The organism is [Clostridium] aerotolerans DSM 5434 (assembly GCF_000687555.1).
GTDB classification, from domain to species: domain Bacteria; phylum Bacillota; class Clostridia; order Lachnospirales; family Lachnospiraceae; genus Lacrimispora; species Lacrimispora aerotolerans.
In genome coordinates, this window is record NZ_JHWJ01000023.1 from 1 (window position 1) to 19,443 (window position 19,443).

The 19,443-nt window shown below is 44.1% G+C and carries 24 protein-coding genes; 1 reads left to right on the forward strand and 23 read right to left on the reverse strand.

The annotated features are described in order from the left end of the window. On the forward strand, positions 1-189 hold a 189-nt coding region (locus T546_RS24185; RefSeq protein ID WP_026893310.1), incomplete at its 5' end, for a transposase. Positions 190-593: 404 nt separating this feature from the next. On the opposite strand, the gene T546_RS0121255 is transcribed toward T546_RS24185, so the two are convergent. The 23 genes from T546_RS0121255 to T546_RS0121360 all read right to left on the reverse strand — a co-directional run bounded on the left by T546_RS0121255 (position 594) and on the right by T546_RS0121360 (position 19,287). Further along, complete coding sequence (locus T546_RS0121255; protein WP_026893352.1) at positions 594-932, reverse strand: DUF3852 domain-containing protein; 339 nt, start codon at positions 930-932, stop codon at positions 594-596. Positions 933-1,002: 70 nt separating this feature from the next. Then, a complete protein-coding gene (locus tag T546_RS0121260) occupies positions 1,003-2,697 on the reverse strand; it encodes a hypothetical protein (protein WP_026893353.1) in 1,695 nt (564 codons plus the stop codon). A gap of 70 nt (positions 2,698-2,767) precedes the next feature. After that, on the reverse strand, positions 2,768-3,346 hold the full coding sequence (locus T546_RS0121265) for a DUF6550 family protein (protein WP_026893354.1): 579 nt from the start codon (positions 3,344-3,346) through the stop codon (positions 2,768-2,770). A gap of 96 nt (positions 3,347-3,442) precedes the next feature. Then, entirely contained in the window at positions 3,443-3,871 is a 429-nt protein-coding gene (locus T546_RS0121270) for a hypothetical protein (RefSeq protein ID WP_334291599.1), read from the reverse strand. Between the two features lie 119 nt (positions 3,872-3,990). Continuing rightward, positions 3,991-4,386 carry a DUF4320 family protein gene (locus T546_RS0121275; protein WP_026893356.1) on the reverse strand — a complete coding sequence of 132 codons (396 nt, stop codon included), beginning with the start codon at positions 4,384-4,386 and terminating at the stop codon, positions 3,991-3,993. 132 nt (positions 4,387-4,518) lie between these two features. After that, complete coding sequence (locus T546_RS0121280; protein ID WP_330371980.1) at positions 4,519-5,391, reverse strand: secretion protein F; 873 nt, start codon at positions 5,389-5,391, stop codon at positions 4,519-4,521. A 4-nt stretch (positions 5,392-5,395) separates the two neighbouring features. Beyond that, positions 5,396-6,325 (reverse strand): type II secretion system F family protein, encoded by a 930-nt coding sequence (locus T546_RS0121285; protein WP_026893358.1) that lies wholly within the window; start codon positions 6,323-6,325, stop codon positions 5,396-5,398. Next, entirely contained in the window at positions 6,322-7,722 is a 1,401-nt protein-coding gene (locus T546_RS0121290; protein WP_026893359.1) for a type II/IV secretion system ATPase subunit, read from the reverse strand. The genes T546_RS0121285 and T546_RS0121290 overlap by 4 nt, the downstream gene beginning before the upstream one ends. After that, complete coding sequence (locus T546_RS0121295) at positions 7,719-8,531, reverse strand: AAA family ATPase (protein ID WP_026893360.1); 813 nt, start codon at positions 8,529-8,531, stop codon at positions 7,719-7,721. The genes T546_RS0121290 and T546_RS0121295 overlap by 4 nt, the downstream gene beginning before the upstream one ends. Next, complete coding sequence (cpaB, locus tag T546_RS0121300; protein WP_026893361.1) at positions 8,528-9,409, reverse strand: Flp pilus assembly protein CpaB; 882 nt, start codon at positions 9,407-9,409, stop codon at positions 8,528-8,530. Before cpaB ends, T546_RS0121295 begins: the two co-directional genes overlap by 4 nt. An 11-nt stretch (positions 9,410-9,420) precedes the next feature. Next, positions 9,421-9,846: a prepilin peptidase gene (locus T546_RS0121305; RefSeq protein WP_026893362.1), complete on the reverse strand. Its 426-nt coding sequence runs from the start codon at positions 9,844-9,846 to the stop codon at positions 9,421-9,423. After that, the gene (locus tag T546_RS0121310) at positions 9,836-10,126 is read right to left on the reverse strand and encodes a DUF6133 family protein (protein WP_026893363.1); all 291 of its coding nucleotides are present in this window, start codon (positions 10,124-10,126) and stop codon (positions 9,836-9,838) included. The genes T546_RS0121305 and T546_RS0121310 overlap by 11 nt, the downstream gene beginning before the upstream one ends. Positions 10,127-10,179: 53 nt before the next feature. Continuing rightward, positions 10,180-10,545, reverse strand: a complete 366-nt coding sequence (locus tag T546_RS0121315) for a SpoVG family protein (RefSeq protein WP_051630021.1) — start codon at positions 10,543-10,545, stop codon at positions 10,180-10,182. Positions 10,546-10,603: 58 nt separating this feature from the next. After that, positions 10,604-11,164 carry a YodL domain-containing protein gene (locus tag T546_RS0121320; RefSeq protein ID WP_026893365.1) on the reverse strand — a complete coding sequence of 187 codons (561 nt, stop codon included), beginning with the start codon at positions 11,162-11,164 and terminating at the stop codon, positions 10,604-10,606. Positions 11,165-11,190: 26 nt separating this feature from the next. Beyond that, a complete protein-coding gene (locus T546_RS0121325) occupies positions 11,191-15,240 on the reverse strand; it encodes an S-layer homology domain-containing protein (RefSeq protein ID WP_026893366.1) in 4,050 nt (1,349 codons plus the stop codon). A gap of 50 nt (positions 15,241-15,290) precedes the next feature. After that, a complete protein-coding gene (locus T546_RS26265) occupies positions 15,291-15,449 on the reverse strand; it encodes a hypothetical protein (RefSeq protein WP_330371982.1) in 159 nt (52 codons plus the stop codon). 9 nt (positions 15,450-15,458) lie between these two features. Then, entirely contained in the window at positions 15,459-15,878 is a 420-nt protein-coding gene (locus T546_RS24190; protein ID WP_330371983.1) for a hypothetical protein, read from the reverse strand. A gap of 3 nt (positions 15,879-15,881) precedes the next feature. Further along, positions 15,882-16,166, reverse strand: a complete 285-nt coding sequence (locus tag T546_RS0121335; RefSeq protein WP_026893367.1) for an AbrB family transcriptional regulator — start codon at positions 16,164-16,166, stop codon at positions 15,882-15,884. Then, complete coding sequence (locus T546_RS0121340; RefSeq protein ID WP_026893368.1) at positions 16,163-16,606, reverse strand: hypothetical protein; 444 nt, start codon at positions 16,604-16,606, stop codon at positions 16,163-16,165. The genes T546_RS0121335 and T546_RS0121340 overlap by 4 nt, the downstream gene beginning before the upstream one ends. A gap of 30 nt (positions 16,607-16,636) precedes the next feature. Beyond that, on the reverse strand, positions 16,637-17,569 hold the full coding sequence (locus T546_RS0121345; RefSeq protein WP_026893369.1) for a DNA adenine methylase: 933 nt from the start codon (positions 17,567-17,569) through the stop codon (positions 16,637-16,639). A gap of 4 nt (positions 17,570-17,573) precedes the next feature. Continuing rightward, positions 17,574-17,777, reverse strand: a complete 204-nt coding sequence (locus T546_RS0121350; protein ID WP_026893370.1) for a hypothetical protein — start codon at positions 17,775-17,777, stop codon at positions 17,574-17,576. 252 nt (positions 17,778-18,029) lie between these two features. Then, on the reverse strand, positions 18,030-18,173 hold the full coding sequence (locus T546_RS25415; RefSeq protein WP_156951390.1) for a hypothetical protein: 144 nt from the start codon (positions 18,171-18,173) through the stop codon (positions 18,030-18,032). Positions 18,174-18,438: 265 nt separating this feature from the next. Beyond that, positions 18,439-19,287, reverse strand: coding sequence for an NgoPII family restriction endonuclease (locus T546_RS0121360; RefSeq protein WP_026893371.1), 849 nt, complete (start codon positions 19,285-19,287; stop codon positions 18,439-18,441). Positions 19,288-19,443 lie beyond the last annotated feature (156 nt).

A 19,443-nucleotide genomic window follows, 5' to 3' on the forward strand; every position in this document is an offset into this window, starting at 1 on the left:
ATAGAGGGCTTTAACCGGCAGCTCCGAAAGGTCACTAAAAGTAAAACGGTATTCCCCACAGATGACAGCCTGCTAAAAATGCTGTATCTGGCAACTATGGATATCACAAAAAAATGGACGGGTCACCGACAGGATTGGGGTCAGATTCATTCCCAGTTGGAGATCTTCTTTGAAGAAAGGTTATCTTAAAAATCAAAGAGCGAGGTATTAAGACTGCCAAAGGGGAGTTTTACTTGACAACCCCAAAAACAGTTTTATAATACAAGCATGGGCAAGAACCAATGAAAAATGGCCTTGCCCATAAATAACAATCAATATTTTATATCAGTTTTTGGAGTTTACACGGACTTTGAAACGGTCTCGTAAAATTTCAAAATGGTTATTCCACCAGCACTCATAAATACATGAGTCCTTCTGAATTTAACTGATGCCGTGCTAAACGCAGAACTGAATTAATCTTGTAAAAATTGCTCTTGTAAGGAGATTATAAACACACCCTCTGTTAGTGCTTAATTTCACCACACAATATGATACCACTTATAACGAAGTTGAGCCGTTGCATCAAAACAAAGATGCAACGGCTCCTGCTTTGCCTATAGACCCAAAATGCTCCAGATATATAAAGGACATGTTAAAGTAAAAACAAGGCAAGCAAAAAGAATAGCAGGAGCAGCAAATTCAAACTGACCATGCTTACGATAATCAAAATATGCAGTCCCAAGTTTAGCAAAAAAACAGACTGCCAAAATTAAGTCAATAGCCGGAAATACAACCTTGTTAACAACAGTCTTTATTTGGCTGGACGCATCATTCCATGTGCTCTCAACGGCTCCAGCAACATCACCGCTTCCAGCAGCGAGTGCAGTCATTCCAAACAGAAAAATCAACAACAATACTATATTAAGGATTATAAGGATACGTTTTAGCTTCATTGAAATTGCACCTCTTTCTTTAATTTAAATTAGACCACTAAGTTAACAGTGCACTTTTTCCATCTGCCAATCAGGGCATTACAGGAGCGATATGCCAATCGTCCCAAAGACTTCCATGAATGTACACCGAGTCAGTTAGATTCATGGATAGCATACCATCAGGGGTCCAGCAGTCAAAAAGCCATGTATACGGGGTATATCTGCCGTCTGGCATCCATATGGGAGTGAAATGCGTCCGTCGTTTATAAGTTGAAAATTTATTTTTCGGAAATTCAAATTTTGCATTATATCCAGACTGAGTCTGATCAAGCAACCTCCAATAGTTCTGGTAATTAAATTCTGGTAAATAAGTCAAAGCCGTCTGTGCATTCGTCACAGCTGATGATTGATTGGTACTAACATGAGCAGCTGTAGCTTGATTGATTCCGTATCCACTTTTCAAATCTTTGTCTGAAGCAGTTGGGCCTTTTTCATCCGGAGTGATACTCATCGAGGCTGAAAGACTTGCACTATATGAATTCCAGTCAAATTCCCACCATCCCTCATCATCCCAATACCCATCATCATCGTCATCTCCGTCATGCCACACCCAATTTTCCTGCCACCATGGGTGCCAGATTCCCCATGACGCCGAGGTCTTCTGGGTATTATTTGGTATAGATGAGGTGGTGTATGAGTCGTTACGATCACCCGCCAGTGGATTCGGAGGGTCATTTCCTATCAGGTCTACAATCTTTGCGATAATTGTCCCTTTATTTACCACACCTCCTCCTGTCACAGATACACGTATAATCATGGTCTGGGGAGTAGACGGTGTCGTCCACCTTACCCAAACCAACTGACTATCCCCCTCCGGATAATACACACCACTTACTGTATAAGTCTGACTCCCAATGTTAAATTTAACTTTTACAGGATTATCCGGATCAGCCTGCCCACCGCTAACAGTTACTGAGGTAATGACCTCTGTGTTGATTCTATATTCGTAATCATAGTCCTCAGCTTCTGGCGGTATATCTGCCACTTTAAATCGAACAATCCCCAAACCCAAGGCTATTTTTATTTCCTGATTAGTTCGAATACCTGTTTTTGGTCCACTCCATGCTGGATACCCCAAATCTTCCGCCTCCAAAAACATGGAAAGAGGTAAGTTTTGAAAAGCAGACGTTGGAAGCACAGCACGTACCGCTCCGCTTGTTAATTCATCATACATGGCTGCTTCTGTTGCCGTCATCGCCATATATAATCCCTGGAATTTAACATATATAATTGGTTCCAGCAACAGCTTATACCTTCCACCAATCAATACTTCAAAATCCATTCCTGTCTGATTTGCGATGCTTCGTATGACCTGCTCATCTGTGAAATAACTTTTTATCGCCTCAATGCTGGCTGCTCCAAGACTTTGGGAACTGATAATCTTCGGAAGTGACTGATCCGGTTTCTTACAAACATATACTCCTGTATTCAAACTAAGCGCCGATCCACCCGAATAAGAAAGCTTACAAACCTTTCCAAACGAATAAGAAATATTGCTTAATCTCTTATTTGTCAGGTCAATGGGTGTAGTGATCGGTGTGCGACTTACTGTCTCCACAACCGTTACCCGAACCCCTTCCATTCCCGGAGTCCAACTGTTTTGTGAGGTTCCCTGTCCCATGCTTCCTCCACCATTGTCAATATTTCCATCGCCGATTGCATAGACTGTTACTGGAGATAAGGTCACCATAAGAATCATAAGAATCAGATGAAAAATACCTCTCATACTGCTCCCTTCCACAAAAAAAGCACCACCCCTAAATTTGAGGCGATGCATTTTCTGATAATTGTTACTTTTAATCCATTGAACCAATTTTATTTCCATTTTCGTACATATCCTCAATAGTCTCTTGAGATACGCCTCCGCCATTGTCTTCTACCCAACCAAAACCTGGAACATAAATTTCCCCTTCATGATTATTTTCTGATGGTGATTGCGTAGGTGCAGTCGTTGATTGAACCTTATTCTCTTCCGCCTGCACCGCGGTAGTTACTTTTTCTCCGCTTGGTGTTTTAGTCGGATCTTTTTTTGCTTCTTCTATAGGTTCAGCGGGTTTTGTTACCTCTGGCTGAATACTTTGCTCGGTACCACTTGAATCTCCGGTATCCATATTCTGTATACCCGCTTCTGTGGAAGCAATCGGCTGAACGCTTACTTCTTGCGTAGTAACCGGAGTTGTCGTTTCCTCTCCCGTGACTCTCAGTGTTGAAATGGTCGGAGAATCTGTAGTTGTTTTCAACGCAGCGGTAGTTGCCTCTGCTTCAACAAGTGTCTCCGTCTTAAATCGGGAAACAATTGCAATTACCAGGATGATACACATAAAACTGATTCCTGTGACAATACCCCATTTCTTTTTCCTGTCAGATAGTTTCATTCAAATCTCCCCCTTTTTCAGTATAAGTTTCTCCTTTATTCAGTAACACACATTACCACAGATACTTTCGCAAGTCTATGGTACATATGTGAGAACTTAAAATAAAGGCATATATTTAGCCATAACCTTCAGATTTACTGTCATAGGCGGGAGGAAGTTTCCTCCAAAAGATACCGGAACTTCCAACCGGATTGTCGTATCAACCAAAAGGCCATTGGAATTGTCAGGAATTGCAGGAGCAAACGGCATGTTATCTAAACTGACAGATAGAGCTGACAATCGGAACTCGGCTGTGCTCCCGGCATATTTCACATGATATCCTTTTTCCTGTCTTAATCCAAGCACTTGATCCAAACGACTGTAAATATCACCATAATCCAAACTTTCCTCAAAATCACCCGCAAACGGCTGATATGCTCCCGAGTAGCCTTCCCTTACACCGTGATATACGTCATCATAGCTGTCATTTACAGTCGAAATCACAGCGGACTGTACTGCATCACGAACACCTTGTGCAACAATCATCAATCGGAGGCCCTCCAAAATAACACACAGAAGTAGTAAAAGGGCAAGTGCTGTTGCAACGGTAAGAGGAAAAGACGAACCTTTCTTACTTTTTAGTATATCACCGACTTTAACAGTTGTCACTTCCAATACACCTCACTTTTACCAGATGACTTAGCTGCCAGAGTAATAGGGAAACTGCCGAAACCTCCGAAAATCCCGATATCTGTCTGCATGGTTAAAGTTACCGTAAACTCTTCATTCAGCTGGATTTTTCCAGTCTGGGACCATGAGATATCCGGTTTAAGACCTGTCTGTTCCGTTAATATCTGTGCTCTACGGGTGGTTTCCGCCCCAACACCTCCTGCTACTTCTGCTTCACGGCAAAGCTCACTTGCATAGATGTCCAGCTTATTTTTGGAGATAAATACTGGCAGAACACTGACCCCTACGGCAATTACCAGCATAACACACAGAACCAGTACCGCCACATCCACATATCCCTCCCCACACTGAGAACGCAGGAGTTTTAGTATAAATGTGCAACCTCGTCTAAGTTTTAAAACATAGCGTCCTCCATCTCTCCCACTCTCTGAACGTGATACGCCAAAGCACATGCTTCCACCATCCTCTTTCTGTCTCTTTTCATCTTTAACCATAAATTCCTCCTAAAACATGCTGCCTAAAGAATCCATAATCTGTATTGCAATGATGACCAGATAGGTTAGCAGAAAGCACATCAACATCACAAAGGAATACACACGGATCTTCGGAGGGACTTTTTGTGCCTGACCTTTTAAACGCTGAAGTTCCAGCGCCTTGAAGTCATGAGCCAGCATTTGAAAATATACAGCACTATCGTCTCCTCTTAGGACGCCAATGAGTCCTCTGACTACATCGGATAACATGGGGGAATTAAATCTTGCCTCAAATCGAGTAAGTGCTGCCTCATAGCTGGAGGAACGCATATCGGCCGTCAATATATCCAGCTCCTGAGCAAAAGCAGAGCTGGCGTTCTTCTTGTATGTTTCCAACATCGCCAGTACATCACGACTGGCTTTTAAGGTCTGCTCTATGGTTGCCACGAACCGCGGCAGTTCTCCTTCAATCTGATCCCTTTTTACCTTCAGCTGTTCGTCCGCCTTTCGGATCTCTTTGAAATATGACAGTACCGCAAGGAACACCACAATAGGAGTAAGTAACGGATGCAGAATCAGACATGGAATAATTCCGGACAGAATAGCTCCGGACTTTGTGATGGCATATGCCTCATATACTTCCGGGGTCATAGAATAACCTGCCGCTTTTAGAACATGGCTCATACGACTGTTCTTATATTCGTCCAATCGAATGTATTTCGACACCTTTACTGCACCGGACATCAACCAGGCTTCCACGGTTCCAGAAGCTCTTTTACTGCTGCTTCCCGCTCCCCGCATAGCTTTTGACGTACTCAAAGTGGGGATCTTCAAAACATCTGCCAAAAGAAAGAACAGTCCTGCCGCAAGTAAAAATCCTACCAAAAATAGTTGTCCCATCATCTCATCACCTCCTGTACTCTACGGGCTTTGTAAGCTTAATCACAAAGGCTGTTGAAATAAAGATTGCTGCTGCACATACCGCCAAAACAATCTGTCCAACTGCCGTATGTGTCAAAGTATAGTACCAGTCTCTGTTTAGCAGGTACATAATGGGAATATTGCCGACTACAAGGAGTGCCATCATTATAAATTCTTTTCTTGGTTCGAACACCATATACTCCAGCTCCGCGTTAACGATACGCATATCGGACAGCTTGCTTACGATAGGAGTCAGAGTCGTTTTTAAGCTCCGGTCATATTGACAGGCTGCGATAGCATCACACCACTCATGGAATACTTCATTTTCAATTTGTGAGTTCATGCCATGAAGTGCCTCTACAATATCCGGATTAACCAGTTTTACCTTTGTCAAAAATCCGGCGAACACACTTTTTACAGGAGGATTTAAGTAAGAGACGCTTTCTTCTACCGCAGTAACGATATCTTCATTCCGAAAGTATGCTGAGGTAATAATAGATAAAGCAGTTTCTAACTCATCCGCAATGTTTTTTTTGTAATGGCTGGCGGTCAGCCTTATATACCAGAATGGCAGAAACATCATACCGACAGCCAGAACTGGAACAAGAAATAAATTATTCATAAGTATAGCAAGGCTGACACCGGTGGCGAAGCCTAACAGTGAGGCGGCACAGACAAGAGAAAACCATCCGCTCCGTTCTGTAATCTTTAGAATTTCCTGTATCTCTGTAATCTCCCGCCGGAAAAGAGACATCTTTTTCCGCTTGGCTGCCTCGTTGATTTCGGAACGAATACTCTTATTCTTTCTTGTCAAAAATCCAAACAGGCTATCTGTAAATTCCATGGGAGTTAAGCCTAATAAAAGGAAAAAGCCGGCTATTAACCCAATACAGGAGGCTAAAAGAATTGTGGTCATGCTATGTCACCTCCCAGCCCAAAAATCCGTTTTAAGGTATCCTGTGGCATCCCATTTTCAAGAAAGCGTTTCTGCAGACTTTGAGAGATGCCTTGTATTGCCTGATGGTTTCCACTTATAATAACGTTTCCGTCCTCTACACGATTTTCCGTAATTTGAAACTGAAACAGGCTCCGATAGTTTCTTGTGCCATCAGGTAGGATTTCACACTCCATAATTTCCATCATACGCCTTTTTTTATTTTCAAGCTGTTTTGCGAATACCACGATTGGAAAGGCTTCTGTGACCAGATCCATGAGGGTGTTATCTGCCATATCGTATTTCCGCTTACAAAGGGTAACCATACGGCGCCAGGTGGCTTCACAGGAATTTGAATGAATGGTGGTCAGCACCGTATGCCCGGTCCTGGCAGATTCCTGTGCGGCATAGGCTTCCGGCCCACGCATCTCACCCACACAGATAATTTCAGGATTAAAGCGCAGAGCCATATCCAGAAGAATATCCTGATCAATGTTCTGTTTTTCATTTTCACTGAACCGGGTCAGGGTATGGATTACACTGTTAGTAACTTTGCCGTCCTTTTTACGGATCAGTGCCAGTTCACGGGAACCGTTTTCAATGGTAAAAATACGTTTATTGTCTGGGATTGTGGTAAGCAGCCAACCGGCCAGTGTAGTTTTACCGGAACTGGTAGCACCAGCAACGCATACGGAAATACCATACCGCAGACATTCCGTAAGAAAATCCAGCATAGGTTCCGTGGCTGTGCCACCCTTGATAAAATCAGCTTTTTGCATACTCTGAGGATTTACAATACGAATGGAAGCAGCTACGCCTACCTCCTCATCTACCACCGGGGATTTTAAAGCCGCAATTCGAATGTTTTTACTTAAATGTCCCAAGATGGCGGGGCTTGCATTATCTAAAACCATACCGGAAACATGAAGCATGCGTCGTACCACATTGACCGCGTGTGCCGGACTTTCAAACTGTTCATCTAGTTTTTTGGTCACTCCGCTGCTATACTGCACCTCGATATCATTCCAGGCATTAACATCGATTTCCTCAATTCCTGCACCAAAAACGTATTTAGTCAGGAAAGAAAACTCTGCCATCTCAGTGTAAAGGGCATCAACCAGCTGGGATTGTGACATTTCGGCAACTGCCAGGCGGTAATCCTGAATATATTTGCTGATATAGCGCTTCACCTGGGACTTGACTTCTTCGCTATCTCCGTCGGTGATTAACGTTGCATACTTGCTGGAAATATAGGACTGCACCTCTTTGAGCACCTGACGAAACTCTCTGATCGACCCTTCCGCAGAAAAAAACAGTTCCTGATTACCGTCTGTGCTTTGATTCAACAGGATGTCCGTTTGTACGGGTTCTTTTCTCATACACCGAACACCTCCTTTGCGATTTCTGCTATCTCCTTCCGAAAGCCCCGGCTGTCCTTAAGCGAAAGATCTCCCAAGAGATTCCCATCTAATCCCAGCTTCTCAAGTTCATCAGAATGCGGAAGTTTAAAGGTTACATTGCCAAGCACCTGCTCAATATGTTCGCTTGCCTGATTTGATTTTACATTAGATGCAACCTTATATTGTTTATCCGCATCCCATTTCTGATCCTTAAGAAGTGGGAGCTGGCTGGACAGATAACTGATGGATTTTAAATCGCAGCTTACCAGCCGTAAAACTGAATCGGCTTCCAGAAGAGAAACTGCTGAAAGAACATCATTGGCAATGTAACTGCTGCAATCGATGATAATATAAGGAGCAATATCCCGAAGACGGTCAATTAATTCCGTCGCCAACTCCGTGGTATAGGGTGGGTAAGTATACATATTTTCCCCCTTCTTCATTCCTATGATGGTCAAATACTCCATCTTTTTGAGGGTAATACAATTTTGACGGATAAGCTCATCTGTAATATGAGTTGCTGCCAAAATACTTCCGAGGGAACGCTCACATTCCAGATCTGTCGGCGCACATATGCATGGTAGCATCGGTGCCGTCATGTCACATAAAAGCAACAACGCATTGCGTTTATGAGCAGCCAGATATTTGGCAAGCCGTACACTGACTGTGGTCTTTCCACTGCCAGGGCTGCCCCACACCGCTAACACCTGAACATCTGTATTTAAGTTCTCCTGGGATGGCTTCAGCTGATTCCTGAAAAAAAGACTTCCTTTCATAAAATTAATCATTCATTCCCCCCACTTTCCGGTTCTACAGCAGAATTGGCATATGTGTCCGTTTCAGAGCTGTCATTTGATGATGTATCACCAGAAGAACCATCTTCTGGCACTGTACTGTCTGCCTGAGAGGTACTGTTCTGGCTTGGGGAAGGATACAAAGCCTCCAATAGTTTACTTTGAATATCTAAAAACTTATCTGCGTTTTCTTTGCTCCCCCGATATGCAAGAGAAAGATGGATATTTCCCTCGGATTCCAACTCTGCCAGGATTTTCGCCTGTTCCGGCGAAGCTAGCAGGGTCACAGAAGCAGGTAATTTCTTTTCTTTTTCTGCCGATTGATTGGATTCGGTGTTTTTCTGATTTAAATCATAACCGGAGCTTGCAGTTACGCCAATTACCTCGATATAAGTCAGTTCTGGTGGAATCACGGTCGCCCCCTGTTTTTTATAATCCGGTGCAATGACTCTGACAATATCGCCGGATGCCAGTTTGCCGGATAGCCCTTGTGCAAAGTTTTTGATACTGACTGATATAGCCTGTTTGTTTCCATCGAGGTCATATAAGTAATCATTTTCCTCTGCTGGAGCAGTCGCCAGTTTTGAAGTGAGAATATAATCACCGGGTGACAAGGCCGTTACGGCGTACTTACCAATGGCAGAATCCATTTGCCAAACCACCTGCTCCGGTAGGTTGTAGCTACCTACTTCTACCGACTGAACCATATCTTTAGTAATCTCCTCTCCGCTTCCAATCTCTTTTACTACCCGGACAATGGTTGTTTTTTGCGATATACTCTGGTTATAGAGAGGGTTGATTCCAAAACAGATAATTAATGCCAGCATAATACAAATAACACCAAGTACTGTGCGGTTCTTTAAAAAACGCATGAATGTTCCTCCTAACATAAAAAATAAGCTGCAAGGCAGCCAATTGAAAGAAAAGGTGCAAGGGGATATGATTTTTTTATATCCTTTCTGTGCCGTCTCCAAATCAGAGTATGGATCATATGGAATGCCAGCATCAGAATCAGTCCTAAAATCATACCGGTCATACTCTTTTGAAAGCCCAATACCAGACCCACTGCGGCCGAAAATTTAATATCGCCGCCGAATAAACCACCCAGGAAAAGCGCGAGAAACAGAAACACTGCAGCGGTTAACAGTCCAAACAATTTTTCCGATGTAAAGTCCAAAAGCCCTGTCAGAGCAATTCCAAGACAAATCACGTCAGGAATGATTTGTTTTTTTGCATCCCATATGGCAGCTGCAACAAGTAAAGCAATAAAAAAGCCGCCCTGAAGCAGATGCGGCCAATCACTTACCATAGTTGAACATATCTACAATGCGCTCTTTCAAAGTCGGGAGTACCGTTTCTCCAAATAAGGCATAGAGTCCCGACAACACCAACGCACCAATGACTACAGAAATTAGAATCTTAATAGCAGTATCCACAAAACCCTCCCCACGCTGGGAGCTAAGAAGCTTCCATGCGTTTGAAACAGTCCGAGTATTTTTTGATTTATCAAATAGGGATACCAGCTTACTTTCAATAGTTGCAGAAATTCCTGACATTTTGTATCTTACCTTATTTAATAGATTTCTCATGACAATTTCCCTCCAAAATAATTATTTAATAACAGATGATAAAATGTTGAACCTCAAAGCCCTGCCATTTGTATGCCAGTATTCTGTTCTGGCATTTGATCCGAAGTAGGCATCTCGGCTTTCCGCTGGTTTTGTTCATGATTTTTTGTTAGAACAAGATCATAAGCCTGGAAAACTGCCTGATTTAGTTGTTCCCGAAATTCTTTCGTAACCGGAAAGCAGATATCCTTGTATTCGCCGCTCCCTGCCTTATAACTTGGCATTGCAATGAACAGCCCCTTAGTACTGTCAACAATTTTTATGTTGCGAATGGCAAAACAGTCATTCAGATTAACAGATGCATAGGCGCGAACATTACCGTCCGGGTGAATAGAGCCGATCTTCACTTCTATTTTCATAGGTGTTGTCTGTGAATCCATTTGAGTTCCTCCTTGTTCTAGAATAAAAAATGCAGTCCTTCAACTGCACTGCTTGTAATTATAAATTCATTTGCGGTTCCTGACCTTGCTCCTGTTGCGGCTCCTGAAAAGAAATTTCTTTGAAACCACAGGTATCACAGTAGTAAAATGCACAGCCATTTTCATCGTACAATTCCAGCACATCAGACATAGAAAGGCTATGTCCCTGGTAGCCGGGTGGGTGGTCGAGATTAAATTTCGTATAGAGTGCTTCCAAATCATTAGTCTCTACCTCGCCGTCATACACTACTTGATAGCTGGCAGAGTCCGGCTCCCCGAAGCGGCTTGTGAGCGTATCATAGCTAATGAATTTCATCATAATATCTACTTCGGGTGCAAGCTGCCACACGCGGCAGCGTTTAAGCAATGCTGCGTTGCCCTCCGGATCAATGGTTCCTGCCGCCAGTCTCTCAAAGGTGCCGGGCTTCCAGTCCACCTCCAGTCCTCTCTTTTCTGTAAGATAGGACTCCAGCTCATTGGTCTGAAACATGGGATCTACCACAGCTTTTTCTCTTGAGAGGTAACCAGCTATGTTGCCGTAATAGAGAATACGGTTGCTTCTAATTTGAATGTTGCACATGAAAATTCCTCCTATCAAGTGCATTCTTACTGAAAGTAAAACTCAACACTGTAGGTGATATTGCTCTTGTTGTACATGCAATTGTGATTTGTGTAGTAGTAAAACTCCAGCTGACTGTAGATGCCGGGCGAGATGGAACGGCTGAAGGTGATACCGTTTGTGGTGGTTCCGTAATCCAGCTGGTCCCACTGCCCGGTCAGGATGTTATAGCCTCGGACACGGCCATAATCATTGCCGGAATGCCCGGATACTGGTGGCACAGTAAAGGTATAGTTGGTGATGGTTGCGCCGGAAATACCCTGCTCCAGAATCACTGACTCCGGACCAGTCAGGGTCATACCGCCACCGCGGTTTGGGTCAGCTACAAAGAATACAATGGCTGCCCAGGAGGATTCGGCTCCGGTGGAATCCACTGCTTTTACCCGCACCACATTTTTGCCCAGCGGATATGCTGTGCTGGTTTCAGCAGGGCGTCCCTCCCAAATGTAGGTAATGGCATCACCATCCGGATCTGTGCTGTAAGCAGTAATGGTGACAGGAACACCAGGGGCTATACTGTTTCCGTTTGGTGTACGGGTAATGACTGGAGTGCTGGGTGCAGAATTGGTTACAGTAAAGGTAATATTCGTCCAGTCGGAATATAGCCCCCATGCATCTTTGGCACGGACCCTAACGGTGTGGGTACCCACAGCATAGTAGCTATCCGCAGTGTTGCCTGAGTATTCCAGCGTTACTGCATCGCCATCCGGGTCTGTTGCTGATGCAGTAATGTTTACCAACAGCTTACCGTTCCGAGCAGTTCTATAGAATGAGGCATATCCTACAGGTTTATTCGGCGCATTATTAGTGACCGCAAAGCTCTGGGAATAGCTGAAGGTTCGGCCCATGCTGTCTGTAGTGCTGGCAGTCAGGACATAGCTTCCTGTGACATTAATAGAAATATTACCTCCGCTGTTAGATAGGTTTCCGGTATAGCTGGCGGTACTGCCTCCTTTTGTTAATGACCACGAAAGGATTCTGCCGTCCAGTCCGGTAGCTGACGGCAGGGATACTTGAAAACCGGAACCAATGTGAACATTAGATGGAACTGTAAATGGGAAACTGGCAGTGGGCTTGATGGTCCCGGTATTGGAAGTAAAGGTGAATTTCCGACTGTTGGAATCAGTCACCTCTGCCACCAGCTTCACAGCTATTGTTTTGTCTGCAGAGATACGCAGATTCCCGCCATCGGCAGAAAGAAAACCCTCAGCATGCTGGGTATAGGGCTTTGCTGCGCCGCCATCCACTGAAAGGAGCCATGCTATACTCATATTATCCAGCTCTGAACCTGTGGCATTGACCGCCATAGAATCTCCGCTGTAGGTCATTGCTGGAATACTTATGTTCATATCAGGGATTGGGTATACGGTGAAGCTTTGAGTTCTTTCGTATGTACGGCCGGCAGGATCTGTCATTGTCAAAATCAGCTGATATTTACCCTTTGCAGGGAATGTAATTGTACCGCCCATTCTGGTAAGAGTTCCGGAGGCGTAGATTTCATAAGGCTCCAAGCCTCCATCGTCCTGAATAATCTTCCAGCTGGCAGTGAGATTCTCCAGGTCCGTACCGCTGACGGTGACTGTTCCGGCTTCACCTGTATACCAGATGAGAGGTACATTTAGTGTAATCGTAGGAACTGGATAGACTGTAGTACTGGCACTGTAGGAAAATATCCGCCCCAATGCGTCTGTCATAGAAGCGGTCAGGGTATAAGTTTCCACTTCTTTAAAACGGATTTTCCCGCCATAGGCATTCAGGCTTCCCTCCAATGCATTGGTAAGCTCTGCAGGATTTCCATCCTTTGTGAGCGTCCATTCTACCGGCAGTGTGTTATTGTTACCGCGGGTGCGCAGGTCAATAGTTCGGTCGGTGTGAGTCGCTTTCGGAAGTTCGAAGGAAATAGACAGTACAGGAAGTACTTCGATTTTTCCTCCAGTCTCATACAGGAATACACGCCCGGTTTCATCGGTGATTCTTGCAATGAGATCATAAACTCCGGCGTGCTTAAAGCGGATGGTGCCGCCGCTATTTGTCAGTGTACCATCAAGATAAGTCGCAAGATTCTGGAATCCAAAGCTATTCTCTAACAGCCATTCCACAGTTAAGCCATCCAAATCCATGGTTTTTGGAATCACAGAAACGGGGGTATCCGTATGGGCTGTTTCCGGCAGCTGGTAGGTAATACCTGGAACCGGATAAACCTTAATGGGTGAGGTATAGCTGTAGCTGCGTCCGGCAGGGTCTGTAAAGGCGGCTTTTAAAACATAATCTCCCTTTTTCTTAAAGCGGACAGTACTGTTTTTATCGGTTAGCGTTCCTTCAATATAATCAGAAAGAGTGATGTCTTCACCGTTTCGGGTCAGTGACCACTGGATTTCAGAAGTCCCAAGATTCTGGAATGTAGCTTCTATCTGAACACTCTTGTCCGTGTGTGTAATTTCTGGCAGGTAAAAACCTACAGAGCCTACCGGGTAAATAATAATAGTTTGCGTAGCATCAAAGACTCTGCCGGTTTCATCAGTTAGCATTCCGGTAATCCAATACACGCCCTTGTCCTTAAATCGAATCTTTCCACCCGCATTGTCCAGGGAACCTTCCAGCTCGTCTTCGATTTCAGCCGATTCACCGTTTTTCATTAAGCTCCAGACCACAGGTAATCCATCTGCATTCGTTCGTGCTGCAGTGACTTCCAAGGCGGTATCGGTGTGAGACGCTTCTGGAAGCGTGAATGCAATCTCCGCGACGGGATAGACTCTTGTTCTTTCCGTATGGATAAAGATGCGCCCGGTTTTATCCACGATCGTGGCAGTAAGGGTGTATGTACCCTTGCTTTTAAAGACAAAGCTGCCTCCCTCATTAGAGAGAGTGCCGTCCAGAATATCGGCTGGCTGAACCGCTTCTCCGTCCTTTTCTGCCGTCCACACAATGTCATATCCATAGAGTGCTTCCAAAGAATAGTCCAGTGTAACAGATTTGTCTGTATGAATCGTTTCGGGCAGGGCAAAGGTCAGGTCAATCGTCGGATAAATGGTCACTGTTTTAGCGAGCAGAGTTTCTTTTCCTCTGACATTTTTTGCAGCTGCGGTCAGGGTGTATTTCCCTGGCTCTTTAAACTGGAGCGTTCCTCCCTCCAGACCGAGAGTGCCAATACCTGCAAGCTCCATTGGCTGTTCGGAGCCATCCGCAGCAGTTTTCGTCAATGACCAGGAAAAGCTCTCCATGTATTTCCATACTGGCATGATTTTAATTTCAGTATCGGTATGAGCGGTAACGGGAAACTCAAAGAGCACCTGCGTATCTGGATAGGAATAGGAGCCACCGCCGGAATCACCGTGGTTATCAAAATCCCGTCCGGGTTTTGGTGTAGGTGTAGGCTTCTCTGGGGTAGGCGTAGGCTCCACCGGCATTGGCGTTGGCTCCACCGGAACAGGCGTAGTGGGCTCTGGGGTCGGTTTGGGCATTTCAGAGGTTGGAATAGGCAGCGGCTTTGTCTTATCAATCATTTTCTCTGCTTCGCCCTTGGTGATTGGTTTATTCGGCTTCAATTTGCCGCCAGCCTCATCTCCAATAATGTCATCCTCTCTGCCAACGATGACATAGCCCTTGTCACTATTCTTAATATCCTTGTCATCGTCATATCCACTGTGGCCTTTGGTATTCTTGGCTTCCTCATCCCTTCCGCTGATACGCACCAGCATCTTGATAATCTCTGCACGGGTAATTGGTTCATCTGGTTTAAAGCCATCTGGATAATCAGCAGGATCAATAATCCCCGCATTAATGAGTGCCTCAATATACTTTTCCGACCAGTGACCGCGGGTATCTGGGAAGCTGGCTGTATCCTTTTTTGCATCCGCCGTATCCAGCGGAATGTCCCGTACTAAAATTGCGGCAAACTCACCGCGGGTAATGATTTCATCCTTCGGTATAAACAATTCCGGACGCTCCTGGGTATAAATAAAAAAACCGCTGCCAAGCAGCAGGAATAGAAGGAGGATGGCAAGCACGCCGACCCTCTTCTTTTTTTTATCTGTCATGAGAGTACCTTCCTTTCATTTTTAATAAAAATAGTTAAAGTATGTAATCTTCATAGCTTAAACTCCATGCCGCCATTTTGCTCCTGTTCCTTTTGATGTGCTTCCAGCATTTCCTGCGTCGGATAAAGGAGCTTTCCCTCCTGCATCTCAAATACGCAGAAGTCATTCCGGTCACAGATCATAATCCTATGCTGGTAATCCATCTGCATTTCTATAAATTACTGCATTTCCTTTTGGCTGCAAAGCCATACGCCGGAGGTGTAGCGGTCATCTGGCAGAAAACAATAGCCGCTGAACTGTGGTTGATGGCTTTTTAAATCCAGCGCTCCTGCCGGGCGTATCTGACTAAGCTGGAGCCTGGCATGGTCTGTGAGAATTTCCGGCTTTGCAATGCCCATGATATCGCTGCGGTTCCAGCGTGTTTGCTCGCCGTTTTCCAGAGACACGGCAAAAACCGCCCGTCCGCTGGGATTGGGCTTGCTGCCAAAGCCTCCGGTACAAAAATACAACTGATTCTCCGCACTTCTATCGTTTTCAGGCAGAGAGGAGGCGCAAAGAATGACAACCCTGCCGGCAATAGAAAAGTCATATCCAATCTGCCGGCAATCCAGAGGGGTAAAAAGCATATTTTCTTTCAAGACTTATTCCTCCTTTCGTTGCTTCAGTAGCTCCGTCAATTCACTGATCAGTCCAAGACGTGTGCCGTCTGGCATTTGCTTAATGGCTACACAGACGAAGGCTTCCACCGCTTCCGGGGACTGGTCTCCCACCTCGATGAGCTCCACCTTTTGAACACTGACTGCACCCTGTCGAACATTCATCTTTACGATATCACCATAGTCCAATCCAGACGCGGAGCGCATCTCCTTTGGAATCAGTACACGGCCCTTGCAGTCAATAATTCGGTATGTTTTTTTTGAATTCATAAATAGTATCCCTCCTTCCTCATTACCTCCCGAATAGTATCGGGGTGAATACCAAGTTCCTGGAAGAGCCCAGCTAGTTCCTCCGGCAAACGGTTCAAAATATCCGAGGCTAAAATAACAATCGCACCATCCCCGCAGATGATTTCCAGATCACTGTCGGCAGAAATCCCCGCCCCCTCCAGCAATTCTTCTGGAAGATTCAGACCGTCCTCATTCTCTGGTTCATCCTTCTCTTCCAGCGTATCCTCCTCCGGCAGAGCGCACAGTGGTATGGCAATTTCAATCCCTGACTGCGTAAGTAAAAGAAGTGGAGCTACTTCATCTCCCCTGGATGCAAGCACCACTTCAACCTTGTTACCAGGGGTAAGTCCGGCAGGAATCACAGGAATAGTCAGAAGCCCGTGGTCGTCGACTGCCGCTTTTGTTTTCATAATTTTCAAAATAAGTTCCTCCTTTATATTTTTTTCCGGTTAAGACTCATTGAAAAATAGTTCAGAATCAAAAAGATTCATTTGTAATGGCCTATCTCTCAGCCGTTCCCCGGTGTCATAGTTAGAGATGAATACCTCCGCGTATTCACTTCCGTTGTCATAGCGCTGTGCCAGGTTGTTAAGACGGCTGACTGCTTCAATGTGAAAGCCTTGGTACAGCTCCCGGATAAATTCGCAGTCATTGTAGCTGACCAAAAACTTACCCTTGCAGACTATCAGCGTATCCCGCAAGCGATAATGATCTTCCTTTCTGAACTCTACCGCATAATGTCCTTCTGTCTGGTAGTAAGGAGGGTCACAGTAAATGAAGGCATTCTCCCGGTCGTACTGTCGGATGAGATCTTCAAAGTCCTTGTTTTCAATGACTGTGTCCCTTAAACGAATGTTGGCCTGCCATAGCAGATGGAAGGTCTTTCGAATATCAAACGGCTGACAGCCAAAGCTGGTACAGCCGCTTCCGTAGCTGTAGCGAATGAGCTTAAAAAATGCAGCGGCTCGCTTGACGTCATTCATTACCGCTTGCTCCGTTAGAATCTGCTGTATGTCCTCATAATCAGGTGGAGGTAGGTGACGCTCAGCAAGATCCAGCTCCTTTGAAAGATACTCGCTGGTGAATTCCTTCTTTGAGAGATACCTGCGCAGTACACTAAATTCATCCCGGCTGTTCAGCGGCAAAAAGTTCAACTCCCGAACCAGGTCAAGAGTCTGCTCCTTTGCACACTTGAATAAATTTGCCAGATCGGAGTTAAAATCGTTATACACCTCCATGGCAGTATCCATGGGACGCCCGAACAGCACCCAGCCACCACCGCCAAAAACCTCAATGTAACGTCCGAACTCTTTGGGCATTCGCTGATAAATCAACTCTCTCAACGCCTTCTTTCCTCCCACCCAGCTGATGATGCTGTTCATTTTTTCACCTGCCCTTGCTGCGGCGGTTGATCGCATCAACATCCGTTTTCATACAGGTTCCATCTGGACTCCAGCAGATGAAACCGACTTGGGGGTATGGGCAGCCATCACAGCGTGTAAGATCCTGTGGCAGTGAGACACCATAGCTTTTGGGTAAACTGGTTACTCCCATACCTTTTCTTTCTGTTGGTTTTGTATTTTGATTCATGCTTTGCACTCCTTTCGCTAAAACTAAAAAAGGCACCATCTTTTTTTCAAAGACAGCGCCCATTTATAAATATTTTGTTATTAGGTTGTAAAAAAAGAGCGTCTCTCAGTTTCCATTGAAACCCAAAAACGCAAATTTAATTATTATGAATATGTAAAATGGTTATCCAAGCTGCCTCCCCCATCTGTTGCCGTTGGTCTTGCCCCTATTCCAGTTCTTCCTGCGTCATTGTACTCCAGCTACTGCCGCCGTTCAATAAACTAACATAGATTTCTCCAGCCGAAGTTTTAATCGGTCTCCGCTCCAGATCTTCTCCAAGGCATCAGCAACCTGCCCAATGATTATCTCCTTAAGCAGGTCAAGTTCCTCTTCGGTCAGTTCACAATGTACCCGCATATTCCCTCATCTACTACATTATATTTCCAATGCCAAACGAATTGCTTTGTTCCCTGATAACGGCAGGGAACTCTACAAACTTATATCTTTCATCCATATAATCCGTTGTTTATAAGCGTATCGTGTGGTTTCTTTAGTACCTCTTCGACATATTAACGTATCCATTGAGTTGCAGGATCAATCCAGCTTTACATAGTCCAGTGTTGGCAGTAACTCATTTAATCACTCTATGAAATTAATCTGCAAATTTTTATTATGCTTACACTTATACTGAAAATGTCACTAATTTAGCTGGACGTAATTTAGCCGGATTATCAGGCTCCTTAATTTCAACATCTAACATATTTAAGTTCTCAACCTCTCTTGCTAACCGCTCCAATTCATCTGTATATTGTAATGTATTGTACTTATCTTGATTTATCAATGCCATAAAGTTCAATTGTTTGCTTTCGTCTCTACGATATATATAATTGAAAACTTTCATAGGATTTTCAATGCCCCACATCCCTCTTACTCTAAGGTATGTTATACCAAGTGGGTCTACTTTATTTACTCTACCTAACTCGTTTGTTACTGAAAATTCAACTCCCTCTATGGAATTAACTCCTTTACTGATTACATCTTTTATTCTTGTATAAATCCCCTCGCTTGCAGCATAATCTTCCCCGTACACCATGCACAAGCCTGATAAAAGATTATTCTTCACTATCCCAACAGTATAAATAATATCTTTTTCAATCCAAGTTTCACAGTTTCTACAAGCATCAGTAATCATTGTACTATTAGAGAATATTTTCGTTTTTGGATAAGAACTGTTCAGCGCTAGAAAAGAACCTTTATTCTCAATCTTCTTAACCTCTATTGCATCTCCTCCATTGATAATAGAATCGGGTGGGTTATTTTGATTACCTAAATAAGAGAAACATTGACTTATTTTTCTGTTCCTTACCATCATATCATTTTCATTAACGGTACCCGCAAAAATATCTTTTATATATTCTTCAAGACTTTCTCCCATACTATTGGTCCTATTATGACTTTCAGAATATTGTTTAAGTTCAATAATCGGGTTATTAACTAGGTTAATGATTGCTCTTATAATATTAGTTTCCATTTAGACACCCCTTAATATATTTTCTCATATCACTGTATATAAAATGTTAATATGCTTTAAATTTTTGTAATTTTTTGATATCCTTCAGTTTGCGTTGTTTCATTTTCTATGAGACTATTCAAACCGCGAGCAAGTTTGACGCTTACTATACATCTT